Origin of the sequence: Collimonas sp. (assembly GCF_035566375.1) — a bacterium.
Classification (GTDB): domain Bacteria; phylum Pseudomonadota; class Gammaproteobacteria; order Burkholderiales; family Burkholderiaceae_D; genus Collimonas.
Genome location: NZ_DATMRK010000026.1, coordinates 1 through 12586, shown reverse-complemented (window position 1 = coordinate 12586; position 12586 = coordinate 1). Strand labels below are relative to the sequence as shown.

Here is a 12586-nt window from a genome sequence, read left to right as displayed (position 1 = left end):
CTCGATCAGCTTGGTGATGATGATGTACCAGCTGCCCATCGACATCAGCACCAGGATGATCAGGGTGCCGCGGGCTACGAAGTCGCCGCCTTTCCACAGGGCGTCGAGGCCGTAGGGGTTGTCGACGGTTTCCTTGGCGGCCGGGGCTGGCGGCGGGGTTGGGGTGTCGGCCACAGGGGTGGCGGATGAGGCTGCCTTGGATGCATCGGCAGGAGCCGAAGCAGCGGCTGGTGTTTGGGCAACTGCCAGCGGTGCGGAGAGCGTCGCAGCGGAAATCATCAAGGCGGCAACCAGGGCGGATAGGCGGTTACGAGTGATAGACATACTAATACTCCAAATGTTAGAAAGTAGATTGCCGCAATCGCGACATGGTAAATGGCTCGCGCTACTCGAGCTTCCAGACATACGGAATCGATGTTGACGATTGCACCGGTTTGCCGTCTGCCATGGCCGGTTTGAAATGGCAGAGACTTAACGCTTTCAATGCTGCTCTATCAAGATCCTTGAAACCACTGCTCTTCGCAACGGATGACTCTACGACGCTGCCATCCATACCAATAGTCATCCGGATTTCCACAGTACCCTCTTCTTCATTACGTAACGAGGTTCTCGGATACTCCGGCTTTTCGCAATTACCATCAACTCTCGCACTGGTATGTGCAGGTGGTGCAACTTCACCGGTAGTCGACGGTTGCGCTACAGACGTCGGCAAATCGTTGGTTGGCGGTTTGACATTGGTTACAGCTGCTATCACGTTCTCTTGTGGCGGCGGCGTTACTTTTACCTCTGGCGGCGGTACGAACGGTGGTGGCGGCGCAACCGATTTTGGCGGCGGCGGTACCGGCTTGTCCGGTGGTGGCGGCGGTGGCGGCGGCTTGATCTCCTGGATGATCTTGGTTTCGACCGGTTGCTGAATCACTTCCACAACCTTGCGGGCAAGCCCGGTAAGCAATGCATAAACCAAAACCACATGCAAAAGAACAACCACGCCGATGCCAACTACATTCTTGGAAGGGTTCTTCCCATCCTGCGTGAAATCCATAAAAACTCCTTGACTAACAACATGACAATGCCTTTGCCCGTTTTTTCAATGCACCTAGCAAACGCAGCTAACTGGGGTCAGAGTGAACTTTCTGCGCGCTTTTTGCAGAAACTTCACTCTGACCCCACTTAGCGGGCCACGGAGTAGCTACCTCATCGTTAAAAAGAACAAAACCGCGTAGTACGTCCTGTCTTTCTCCAAATCCGTCATGTGGGGTCAGAGTCAAGTTGGCGATGAAGCACTGCAAAAATTGACTAACCCCGTTGACTCCGACCCCAGATGACTCTTGCCGTGGCGACGTCGTGAATTATGAAACTCTCAATAAGTAATACAGCGCACGAATTACTCTTCGACGTTGAGCAAGATCTGGTCCAGGCCGGCCTGAGCCGATCTGGTGCGTTCGGATTTCTGTTTTGCAAAGCGGCTGATCAAAAACGGTTCTATCGGTGTCGTGGTACGGCCGGTATCGATCAGTTCCGCCATCACATCGCCCACCCCCGGGCCTAGCTGGAAGCCATGCCCGCAAAAACCGAATGCATAATGCAGGCCGCTGACGCGGGCGCTCGGCCCCATCACCGGCAGATCGTCCGGCATATAACTCTCGATACCGCTCCAGACTCGGATCAGGTTCAAATTGGCCAGCGCCGGCGCCAGTCTTTGCAACTGCCTTAGCTGGTTCAAGGTATTCTGCGGCATCACGTAGGCACGCCGCAGATCCGGATAAGCCGGGCCACGGCCGCCGCCGCCGAAGATGATATTGCCACGCGGGATTTGACGGAAATACAAAATCTCTTCATCGCGCGCCGAGGTCACCCCTACTACAGTCTTCAAACCGTAAGGCACCGGTTCGGTCACCCCCATTTGCGGGCCGCGCGCGACCAGGTCGACCGGTTCGTCAAATTGCAGGCACAGCTTGTCGGCCCAGGCTCCCGCAGCCACCAGCAGCGCCGGCGCTTTAAAGATGCGGCCATCGCTGGCGCTGACCAGAAAATCGTCGCCCTGTTTGGTGATGGTTTCCACTTCGGTATTCTCGAAAATCTGCGCACCATTTCTGGCAGCGGCACGACCGAAAGCCGGCGCCGCCAGGCGTGGATTGGCATGGCCGTCTAGCGGCGAATACGATGCCGCACCGACTTCCGGCCCCAGGAACGGGAAGCGTGCACGCATTCGTTCACCGGCGAACAGCTCCAGATCAAGCCCGTAGGCACGGGCAGCCTGCGCGTATTCCTCCAGCAGGCCGACCCGCTCCTGACCATAGCAGACGCGAATATGGCCGGATGGCAAAAACTCCACATCCTCGCCGATCAACTGCGGCAGCCGGCGCCAGATATCCAGCGAACGATTAGCCAGCGGCAGCTGTGGCAAGAAACGCCCCTGCCGCCGCACGTTACCGAAATTGGTGCCGCTGGCTTGCTGCCCCAGCAGACCGCGCTCCAGCAGGATCACCGAACGTCCGCGCTGGCGCAGGAAAAATGCGGTGGCGCTGCCCATGATGCCGCCACCGACGATAATCACGTCCGCCTGCTCAGTCTTCATGAAGCATCCTCGACAAGATTGAATGGCAGCGGCTTGACCGGAGCCTGCGCCCGCAAGCGGCCGACTTCGGCAATCGGGATAGCGGCCGCCGCCGCAATCACTTCGGCCCCGGCATGACCGCAGTAGCGGCCTTGGCAACGGCCCATGCCAACCCGGCTGAAAGCCTTGGCGCGATTGGCTTCGATAGCGCCCATATCGCACACCACGCGCCGCAATTCGCCGGCGGTGATGCATTCGCAGCGGCAGACAATCGCCTCGTCAGGCAGGCTGGCGGCCTGCTGCGCCGGCCACGGAAACGCCTGCAGCAAACCCCGGCGGAAACGCTCCATCGCCAGCTGCTGTTTGCGCAAGGCGGCCAGTTCCGCATCCATCACCGTGTGACCATAATCGGCCAGCGCCGCCAACGCCGCCAGCCGGCCAGCGTTCTCGGCGCCATCCGCTCCCAGAATCCGCACGCCGTCGCCAGCCAGATAGACGCCCGGCACCGAGCTGCGGCCGTCTGTATCGGTTTGCGGCAGCCATTGGCGCGAAGTCTGATCGAAGGCGAACTCGCAGCGCGCCAGATCGGCCAGCTGGGTTTCCGCCCGCAGGTGATAGCCCATCGCCACCGCGTCGCAAGATACGTTGACGATTTCGCCATTGGCTTGGCGATAACTGAGCGCCTGCACACCGCGCTCCGGATCGCCGATAATTTCCAGCGGCGTCACGCCGTTTTCCAGCGGCACGCCGGCGCGTCGGATCGCAGCTACCAGCGACATGCCTTTTTTCAGCAACGAAGGCCGCGCCATCAGTTTCGGCAATGCGCTCAATTGCTGCTTGAAACTTGAGGTATCCAATACCGCCGCCACCTTGGCGCCGGCCTTGATATATTGACTGGCAACCAGATACAGCAATGGCCCGCTGCCAAGAAACACCACTTCTCGCCCAACCGAACAAGCCTGCGATTTCAGCGCCACTTGCGCCGCGCCGAGGCTGTAGGTGCCGGCGAATTGCCAGCCCTTGAGCGGCATCAGGCGATCGGTGGCGCCGGTGCACAGCACCAGGATGTCATACGCCAGGCTGCTGGCGCGGCCGCCGCTGAGCAGATGGATGCGGCCCTCACTGATATTCCAGGCCAGCGTCTCCGGCCGGTAGTCGACCGCCGCGTGCAAGGCGTCGAAACTGCGATGCAGCGACTCGGCGCGCTCGGCCTCGCTACCGTACAGCGCGCTGTACGGGCGCTTGAAATTCTCCGGCTGGCGGCGATAGATCTGGCCGCCGTCACGGCGGCCCTCATCGATCACGGTCGGCCGCAAACCGGCTTTGACGAACTGTTCGGCACAACGCACGCCAGCCGGGCCGGCGCCGACAATCACTACGCGAGGTTGGGCCATGTCAGCTCCGGTTGCCGGGTTGATATCTCCATGCCTTCGCTGACCAGCGTCGAACAGGCGCGCAGGCGTCCGCCGGCAGCGGTCCAGACCCAGCAATCCTGGCAAGCGCCCATCAGGCAAAAGCCGGAGCGCTTGCCGTCGCCGAATTCAGACTGGCGCAAATGATCGGTATTGTTCAAGATCGCCACCATCAGCGTATCGCCTTGCAAGGCTTCGGCCGGCCGCTGGTTGATCAAGAATCCGATTTTCTCGCGCCCGGTCTCACCGAGCCGCACAAAGCGGGAATTTTTAGCGTTCATACTGTCACCCCCTCCACCGCCAGCAGCGGCGGTTGCAAACGCTTCAGATCGGCGTCGGAACGATGGCAGAGGATTTCACCGCCATGCTCCAGCGAGCGCCGCAGCGGCGGCACCGCATTGCAGGTGCCGTCGACGCGCATGGAACAGCGATGCAGGAAAACGCAGATATCGGGCGAAGGCGCAACCTCGCCGATGGGCGGCAGATTCTGCGGCACCCGGCCGCACACCTGCTCCAGCCAGCCCTGCTTGAGCGCCGGCACCGACGACAGCAACAGATGCGAATACGGATGATACGGCGGCGCCATCATCGCTTCACGCGGCCGCTTGGCAACCATGCGGCCGGCGTACAGCACCACGATGTCGTCGCAGATGGCGCGCACGGTGCTGATGTCATGGCTGATGAACATGTAGGACACATTCAATTCGCGCCGCAGTTCCGCCAGCAGATCGAGGATCGCCGCGCCCACCACCGTATCCAGCGCCGAGGTCACTTCGTCGCACAGGATCAGATCGGGATTGGCTGCCAGCGCCCGCGCCAGGTTGGCGCGCTGTTTCTGGCCGCCGGACAGTTCGCTCGGCAAACGGTCGATGACGCTACCCGGCAGCTGCACCAGATCCAGCAATTGGGCGATGCGCTTGCGTTGCGCATTGCGGTCAAGCCCGTGATAAAAAACCAGCGGCCGCGCCAGCATGCGGCCGATGGTATGTGCCGGATTGAGTGCGGTATCGGCATTCTGGAACACGATCTGCACACGCCGGAACTGCTCGCGGCTGCGGCCTTGCAAGGTTGGCGACAGCGGCTCGCCATCCAGCGCGATGCTGCCGCGCGCCGGCGCCATCAGGCCGGCGACCGTACGCGCCAGGGTGGTCTTGCCGGAGCCGGATTCACCGATGATGCCGATGGCGGTGCCGCGCCGTATGGTCAGGTTGATGTCGTCCAGAATCCGCACCGATGGCAAGCCCTTGTTGTCCGGCCGGCCGTAGCCGGCCACCAAGCCGCGTATGCGCAGCAACGGCACATCCTGTTCCTGCTCCGGCGGCAAGGCCAGATGTTCGCGGGCTGCCGGCGCGGCGGCAGCCAACAGGCTTTGGGTATAAGCGTTGTCGGGCGCGGTCAGGATCTGGCCGGTGCTGCCGACCTCGCGGATCTGGCCGTCGCGCAGCACCACGATGCGGTCGGCCATTTGCGCCACCACCGCCAGATCGTGCGAGACATAGACGGCGGTGGTGCCGAGTTCCTTGACCACCTTCTTGAAAGCGCGCAGCACTTCGATCTGGGTCGTCACATCGAGCGCCGTGGTCGGTTCGTCCAGAATCACCAGTTCGGGATCGGTAATCAGCGCCATCGCTGCCATCAAGCGCTGCAACTGGCCACCCGATACCTGGTGCGGATAACGCTTGCCGATGTTTTCCGGATCCGGCAGCGCCAGCGAGCGGAACAGGCCGATCGCCTTGGCTTCAGCCTGGGCGCGTGACATGGTCTTGTGGATCAATGCGCTTTCGATCACTTGGTCCATCAGCGTTTTCGATGGATTGAAAGCAGCGGCCGCACTCTGGGCGATATAGGCGACGTCGCGGCCGCGCATGTGCGACAACTCGGCCGGGTTCATCTTCAGCAGCTCGCGCTGGCCGACCCGGATGCTGCCGCCGACGATGCGGCAGCCGGCGCGGGCGTAACCCAGCAGCGACAGCGCGATAGTGGTCTTGCCGGAACCGGATTCACCGATCAGCGCCAGCACTTCGCCGCGCGCGACCGAAAAATCCACGTCCTTGACGATCACCACATCGTCGCCGCTATCCTTGGTGGCGACCACCCGCAAGCCGGAAACCTTGACCAGATCACTATCTTGAGCGTTGGCGCTGGCATTGGCGTTCTTGTTCATATCAGTCCTTCCTGGCGCGCTTGCCACGCAAATTATCGATCAACAAGTTGACGCCGATGGTCAGCGTCGCAATCGCCAGCGCCGGCATGATGACGGCCGGAGCGCCCTCGCCCAGGCCGGCAATGTTTTCACGCACCAGCGAGCCCCAGTCGGCGTCCGGCGGCTGCACTCCCAAACTGAGGAAACTCAGGCCGCTCAGCAGCAACACCACAAACACGAAGCGCAGGCCGACGTCCGCCAGCACCGGACGGATCATGTTCGGCAGCATCTCGACGCAAGTGATATACAGTGCGCCCTCGCCGCGGGCGCGAGCCGCCTGCACGTATTCCATGGTTTGCACGTTCACCGCCAGCGCCCGCGAAATCCGGTAAGAGCCCGGCATGTAAGTGATGGCGGCGGTAAGGATCAACAACTCGGCCGAAGAACCGAAGGAGGCTACCATCATCAGCGCAAACATCTTGCTTGGAATCGAAATCAGCGCATCCAGCGTGCGGCTCATGACAGCGTCGATCCAGCCGCCGGCCAGCGCCGCGCACAGCGCCAGTGCGGTGCCGACCGAGCACGCCAGCAGCGTCGCTGCCAGCGCCAGGCCGATGGTGTAACGGGTGCCGAACAGGATCCGGCTGAGCATATCGCGGCCGAGGTAATCGCTGCCCAGCCATAATTTCCGGCTGATGCCGCCGAACACATCGGCGTCTACGATCTGACCGGCGTCGTAAGGCGAAATGGTAGGTCCTATCACAGCCATCAACAGCCAGAAGGTCACGATGCAGAGACCGATCAAGCTGAGGACGGACAGTGGAAAGCGGCGCGCTTTTGCGACGGCTGGCGCCGGCGGCAAATTATCGGCGACGACGGCATTGGAGTCAGACATGATATTCACCGGTTCCTCAAGCGTGGATTGGAGACGATCGCACAGACGTCTGCGGCCAGCACCAGCAGCAGGTAGGCGCAACAGAAAATCATCGCGCAGGCCTGCACCAGCGGCATGTCGCGGGTGGTGACGGCGTCGATCATCAGGCTGGCGATGCCGGGATAATTGAAAATCGATTCGACGATGATCACGCCGCCCAGCAGGTAGGACAGACTGAGCGCCACCGCATTGGCAATCGGCCCGATCGCGTTCGGCAAGGCATGGGTCAGCACGATGCGGGTCGGCCGGGCGCCCTTGAGGCCGGCCATCTCAACATACGAAGAACTCAATTGATCGATGACTGCGGCGCGTGTCATGCGCGACATCTGCGCCACGATCACGCAGCACAAGGTCAGCACCGGCATCGCATAGGCTTTCAGGAATTGGCCGATGGAGGCGATATCGCCGGTGTGCGAAAGCGCCGACAGCCAGCGCAGCTTGACTGCAAATATCATCACGGCGATGGTTGCCACCAGAAATTCCGGCACCGACACCATCGCCACCGAGCCCACGCTGACCACCCGGTCGAACAGGGAGCCGCGATACATGGCGGAGGTAATCCCCAGGGTCAGCGCAATCGGCACCGAGACTGCGGCAGTCACCGCCGCCAACAGCAGCGAGCTAGGCAGGCGGCCGCCGATCAGTTGCGCCACCGGCACGTTGTTGACCAGCGAGATTCCCGGATTGCCGGACAACAGCCCGCTCAGCCAGTAGAAATAACGCACTGGCGCCGGCTGGTCCAGACCGAACTGCAAGCGCAATGCGGCCACGGTTTCCGGCGTTGCCGCCTGGCCCAGTGCCGCTTGCGCCGCATCGCCCGGCAGCAGATTGGTAATCAGAAAGACCCCGATCGACACCAGCAGCAATGTCAATATCCCGAGGCCGAGCCGGTTGATAATAAGACGTCCGACCGTGCCGTTCATCACATCTTCCTTTCTGGCATCCGCCCGCTTGCGCTACCCAGCCGGGCGGATGTTGTTCTAACACATGATCTGCGGCAGGCATGTCTGCAAAAAACAGACCTGCACGCCCGCGCGTTTTCAAAGCAAAATATCAAGCCTCCAGCCAGACATACTCGGCGCTGGTGTAGTTCATGAACGCGCCCAGCGGAATCGGCTGGATGCCTTTGATCTTGCTGCTGACGCCTTCCAGGTTGACGATGAACACTGGAATCCCGATGCCGCATTTTTCATGCACCAATACCTGCATGTCGGCATACATCTGTTTACGCTTGGCGAGATCGGTCTGGGCCCGCGCCGCCACCAGCAACTGATCGAACTGATCGTTCTTCCAGCCCGATTCGTTCCATGCGGCGTCCGACTTGAAGAACTGGGTGAACAGGATGTCGGCGCTAGGACGCGGATTGATGTTGCCGAAACCGAGCGGCACTTTCATCCATTGATTAGACCAGTAACCGTCAGCCGGCATTCGTTTCACATCCAGCTTGAGGCCGATCTTCTGCGCCGATTGCTGCATCAGCAGCGCCATGTCGACCGAACCGGCGGCGGCCACCGTGGCCACCAGCGGAATCGTGCTGCCGATCACACCGGCTTTCTGCAAATGGAACTTGGCCTTGTCCGGGTCGTACGCGCGTTGCGGCAAACCGTCGAAATGGAAACGATTGGTCGGATCGATAGGCTGGTCGTTGCCGATCACGGCGTAGCCGCGGAAAGCGGCGGTCTTGATCTGTTCGCGATCCATCAGGTATTTCATGCCGAGCGTGAAATCGGCGCTCTTGCCGGGCGCCACGTCCTGGCGGATGACCAGATCGGTGTACAGGCCGGATTTGGTTTCCAGTACGGTGTAACCGGCAGTCGATTTGATGCGTTGGGTCGAACGCGGATTGACTTCGTTGATCCAGTGCACATCGCCGGATAACAGTGCGTTGACGCGCGCCGCCTCATCCGGAATGCCGAACAGTTCGACTTCGTCCAGATACGGCTTGCCAGACTTCCAGTATTCTTCATTGCGCACGCCGACAGTACGCACGCCCGGCGTGAATTCCTTGCACTTGAAGGCGCCGGTGCCGTTGGCGGTGGTGAAGGTGGTGGTGCCGTCCTTGATGATCAGGAATTGCGCGGTGGCCAAAATCACCGGCAGGTCGGCGTTGGGGCCGGTCAGCTTGATCTGCACTTCGTTAGGGCCGCTGGCTTTGACCGATTCGAACTGATCGGCGATGGCCTTGACTTTCGAGGCGGTAGCCGGATCCTTGTGGCGCATCAATGAATACACGACGTCGGCCGGGGTCAGCGGCTTGCCGTCATGGAAACGCACGCCGCTGCGCAGCTTGATGGTCCACAGGGTGGCGTCGCTGGTATTGAATTCTTCCGCCAGCACCATTTGCGGCGCCAGCTTCGCATCCAGCGTGGTCAGTCCGTTATAGAACATGTGGACCCGGGTGTAATCGGTGGAGAGTGCGGTCTTGGCCGGATCGAGGGTGTCGGCGGTAGAGCTGGACTGGGTCGCGATCTTGATCTTGCCGCCGCGCTTTGGCGTCTGTGCGTAGGCGTTGCCGGCTACCGCCAGCATGCTGCCGGCAGTGCCGATCATCATGCCGCCGGCTAATACGGTGCGCATCATGTCGCGCCGCGTAAAGCCGGTATGAGCACTTTCCAGTTGCTCACCGGTATTGGATTGATCGCCCGCCTTGCCATTCTCGAATTTATTCGTTGTCATGATAGCCTCGCCCAAAAAAAATCAAAAATTAATATCGCCACCGCAGCTCTGGCCGAGCCTGATTGCAACATCGCTTTTACTACTGAACTAGCAATTAACATGCCGCTGCTAGCGGCGTCCGATTGGATTAACTTCAACTTAATTTGTCGCGCAACTGGTAATACGCGCCCACCAGCGGCAAGAACCAGGGCTTGCCGAAATGGCCGGGGATAGGTGGCCAAGGCATCTCCCGCCACGGATTGCGTTGCGGGCTTCCTGTCATCACTTCCGCCATGACCTGGCCCATATGCACCGCCATCTGCACCCCGTGGCCGCTATAGCCCAGCGAATAGAACAGATCCTTGTGCAAGCCTGCGCGCGGCAAACGATCCGCCGACATGTCTACCGAACCGCCCCAGCAATAGTCGATGCGGGTGTCGTGCAATGCCGGAAACATCTCAACCATCGCCGCCTGCAGCAGCGCCCCGCTCTTCTGGTCCGAGTGCGGATTGGACATGGCAAAGCGGGCCCGGCCGCCGAACAGCAAGCGGTTATCCGGCGTGATGCGAAAATAATTACCGATGTTCTTGGTCGTCACATAATTGCGCCGGCCCGGTACGATCTGATCCAGCAAAGCCTGCGGCAAGACTTCAGTGACGATAATAAAACTGCCGACCGGGATCAGGCGCCGCCGGAAATAAGCGAACGGCCCCTTGCCGCAACCGCCGCAAGCCAGAAATACCTGTCTGGCTTCCACCGTGCCTCTGCTGCTGTGCACGCGATAGGCCTGCCCGGATAATTGTTCAAGCCGGGTGACTGCGGCCGCTTCGAAAATCTGCGCGCCATGCCGGGCGGCGGCATGCGCCAGGCCGACGCCAAATTTTCCGACATGCAGTTGCGCGCTGGTCTTTTGCAACAAGCCGCCATAAAAACCGTTGCCGCCGATTTCCTGCGCCATGTCTTGCGGCGCAACCAAAGCCAGTTGCGGATCGACCTCATCGATCAGGTCGCGGTAGACGTGCTGCAACTTGGCATAGTGTTCCGGCTTGGCTGCAACCTTCAACTTGCCGCAGCGGTAAAAATCGCAATCCAGGTTTTCATCGACGACAATTTTTTCCACCGTGTCGACTGCGCTCACAAACGACTGATACAACTCTCGCGCCTGGTTCCTGCCGATGCGCGCAGCCAACTCGGAAAAATCGTGCGCCAGGCCACCGTTGCACTGGCCGCCGTTGCGGCCGGAAGCTTCGCCAGCCACCTGGCCTGCTTCCAGCAGCACCACCGACAGGTTCCTGCGGCGCAACGCCAGCGCTGCCGACAAGCCGGTAAAGCCGCCGCCGACGATGACCACATCGGCCTTCCCTTGTACCGCCCCCTCGGCGCCGGCGGCAAACCGGGGCGCCGTGTCCAGCCAATAAGATGTTAGTTTCATGCGGCTCCTGAGCGGACGGTAGGCAGGAATGCGGCTTAGAGACCGACTACGCCCGGCAGGCCGCCGAGGTCGGTGATTTCCGTGTAACCGTAGTGCGGCGTAGACGGCTCATGGCCGCGCGCCACAAACACCTTGTTCTTGATGCCCATGTCGCTGGCCGGCATCAAGTCGTAACGCAGACTCGATGAGACGTGCAGCACGTCTTCCGGATTGCAGTTGAGGTTATCCAGCATGTATTCAAAGGCGCGCAGGCGCGGTTTGTAGGCTTGCGCCTGCTGTGCGGTAAACACTTTATGGAATGGCGCGCCGAGCTTGTCGACGTTGCGCTGGATCTGGTCGTCGGAGGCGTTCGAGAAAATCACCAACGGAAATTCCTTGGCTACGCGGGCCAGCGGTTCCGGCACATCGGCGTGCGGGCCCCAGGTTGGTACAGCCTGGTAGAACTTGCCGGCTTCTTCGTCGGTGGTTTGTATGTTCCAGCGGGCGCAAGTGCGTTTCACGGCGTTCTTCACCACCTCTTCATACGGTTTCCATTGATCGAGCACTTCATCGAGGCGATAGGCGGCGAATTGGCGGACAAACATTGGCATGTCTTCAGCGGAAACCCGATCCGCGAATATTTCTTTTGCCATGTTTGACATCTGGAAACGGGTCAGGGTGCCGTAGCAGTCGAAGGTGATGAATTTTGGCTTGAAGATGGTCATTTAGGATAGTCCTCTAACGGTTGTAATAGCTTCCGGAACAGCGCCCGGCGGCGACGAAAACAGACGTGCGCGGTCGGCTCTGGTGTTCGCCGATCTCTAGTTCACGGGATAATTACACCATACGCAAATGCTGTGAATCTCCCGTTTTCAAGGTGTCACGAAACAGAAACATGTGTTTTAGGCGGTGCAATCAGCATAGCTTGCCGAGCAGTGCAGCAATGTGCGATAGCGGGGCAGATTTGATGAAATTTCACCATCACGGTGCAAAACCATTAGGTGTTTATCAATAGCAGTCAATTGGGGTCAGAGTTTTTTTACGACAGCTTCATCGTCGTAAATTACTCTGACCCCAATTGACGGGCCACGGAGTACATGCGTGCGCATGCGATGAACGGTTGGTACGTAACTAAAACGTTTGCTACTTCGTGGATGCACGCCGGGGGTAGCCCGGCAGCTACTCACTTTTTGAGTCAATTGGGGTCAGAGTTTTTTTACGACAGCTTCATCGTCGTAAATTACTCTGACCCCAATTGACGGGCTACGGAGTGCGTGCGCATGCGATGGGCGGGTTGTGCGTAACTAAAACGTTTGCTACTCCGTGGATGCATGCCGGGGGTAGCCCGGCAGCTACTCACTTTCTTTTGCTTCGCCAAAAGAAAGTAAGCAAAGAAAAGGCGACCGCAAAGCCGTTGCCTTCCCTTCGGTCAGGTCCCCAAATGAGGTAGTGGTCAGTCGGGTGGAAAGACCAA

Annotated in this window: 10 protein-coding genes and 1 pseudogene; all 11 read right to left on the bottom strand. The window is 60.1% G+C overall.

Going from position 1 to position 12586, the window contains the following annotated elements; all coding sequences use genetic code 11:
* Positions 1–324: pseudogene (locus tag VNZ60_RS07040) on the bottom strand (MotA/TolQ/ExbB proton channel family protein); the annotation flags it as partial.
* A 61-nt stretch (positions 325–385) separates the two neighbouring features.
* On the bottom strand, positions 386–1042 hold the full coding sequence (locus tag VNZ60_RS07035) for an energy transducer TonB (RefSeq protein WP_325657715.1): 657 nt from the start codon (positions 1040–1042) through the stop codon (positions 386–388).
* A 342-nt stretch (positions 1043–1384) separates the two neighbouring features.
* A complete protein-coding gene (locus VNZ60_RS07030) occupies positions 1385–2578 on the bottom strand; it encodes an NAD(P)/FAD-dependent oxidoreductase (protein WP_325657714.1) in 1194 nt (397 codons plus the stop codon).
* Complete coding sequence (locus VNZ60_RS07025; protein WP_325657713.1) at positions 2575–3951, bottom strand: FAD/NAD(P)-dependent oxidoreductase; 1377 nt, start codon at positions 3949–3951, stop codon at positions 2575–2577. The genes VNZ60_RS07030 and VNZ60_RS07025 overlap by 4 nt, the downstream gene beginning before the upstream one ends.
* Positions 3933–4250, bottom strand: a complete 318-nt coding sequence (locus VNZ60_RS07020) for a (2Fe-2S)-binding protein (RefSeq protein ID WP_325657712.1) — start codon at positions 4248–4250, stop codon at positions 3933–3935. The genes VNZ60_RS07025 and VNZ60_RS07020 overlap by 19 nt, the downstream gene beginning before the upstream one ends.
* On the bottom strand, positions 4247–6133 hold the full coding sequence (locus VNZ60_RS07015) for an ABC transporter ATP-binding protein (protein ID WP_325657711.1): 1887 nt from the start codon (positions 6131–6133) through the stop codon (positions 4247–4249). Before VNZ60_RS07015 ends, VNZ60_RS07020 begins: the two co-directional genes overlap by 4 nt.
* Position 6134: 1 nt before the next feature.
* The gene (locus tag VNZ60_RS07010) at positions 6135–7007 is read right to left on the bottom strand and encodes an ABC transporter permease (RefSeq protein WP_325657710.1); all 873 of its coding nucleotides are present in this window, start codon (positions 7005–7007) and stop codon (positions 6135–6137) included.
* Between the two features lie 5 nt (positions 7008–7012).
* Complete coding sequence (locus VNZ60_RS07005; protein WP_325657709.1) at positions 7013–7969, bottom strand: ABC transporter permease; 957 nt, start codon at positions 7967–7969, stop codon at positions 7013–7015.
* 130 nt (positions 7970–8099) lie between these two features.
* Complete coding sequence (locus tag VNZ60_RS07000) at positions 8100–9722, bottom strand: ABC transporter substrate-binding protein (protein WP_325657708.1); 1623 nt, start codon at positions 9720–9722, stop codon at positions 8100–8102.
* Positions 9723–9855: 133 nt separating this feature from the next.
* On the bottom strand, positions 9856–11133 hold the full coding sequence (locus VNZ60_RS06995; RefSeq protein WP_325657707.1) for an NAD(P)/FAD-dependent oxidoreductase: 1278 nt from the start codon (positions 11131–11133) through the stop codon (positions 9856–9858).
* Between the two features lie 35 nt (positions 11134–11168).
* On the bottom strand, positions 11169–11837 hold the full coding sequence (locus tag VNZ60_RS06990; protein WP_325657706.1) for a haloacid dehalogenase type II: 669 nt from the start codon (positions 11835–11837) through the stop codon (positions 11169–11171).
* Positions 11838–12586 lie beyond the last annotated feature (749 nt).

Excerpts from the sequence above, each read along its gene's own strand:
- VNZ60_RS07035 (WP_325657715.1), bottom strand. The coding sequence starts at position 1,042 with ATGGATTTCACGCAGGATGGGAAGAACCCTTCCAAGAATGTAGTTGGC.
- VNZ60_RS07030 (WP_325657714.1), bottom strand. The coding sequence starts at position 2,578 with ATGAAGACTGAGCAGGCGGACGTGATTATCGTCGGTGGCGGCATCATG.
- VNZ60_RS07025 (WP_325657713.1), bottom strand. The coding sequence starts at position 3,951 with ATGGCCCAACCTCGCGTAGTGATTGTCGGCGCCGGCCCGGCTGGCGTG.
- VNZ60_RS07020 (WP_325657712.1), bottom strand. The coding sequence starts at position 4,250 with ATGAACGCTAAAAATTCCCGCTTTGTGCGGCTCGGTGAGACCGGGCGC.
- VNZ60_RS07015 (WP_325657711.1), bottom strand. The coding sequence starts at position 6,133 with ATGAACAAGAACGCCAATGCCAGCGCCAACGCTCAAGATAGTGATCTG.
- VNZ60_RS07010 (WP_325657710.1), bottom strand. The coding sequence starts at position 7,007 with ATGTCTGACTCCAATGCCGTCGTCGCCGATAATTTGCCGCCGGCGCCA.
- VNZ60_RS07005 (WP_325657709.1), bottom strand. The coding sequence starts at position 7,969 with ATGAACGGCACGGTCGGACGTCTTATTATCAACCGGCTCGGCCTCGGG.
- VNZ60_RS07000 (WP_325657708.1), bottom strand. The coding sequence starts at position 9,722 with ATGACAACGAATAAATTCGAGAATGGCAAGGCGGGCGATCAATCCAAT.
- VNZ60_RS06995 (WP_325657707.1), bottom strand. The coding sequence starts at position 11,133 with ATGAAACTAACATCTTATTGGCTGGACACGGCGCCCCGGTTTGCCGCC.
- VNZ60_RS06990 (WP_325657706.1), bottom strand. The coding sequence starts at position 11,837 with ATGACCATCTTCAAGCCAAAATTCATCACCTTCGACTGCTACGGCACC.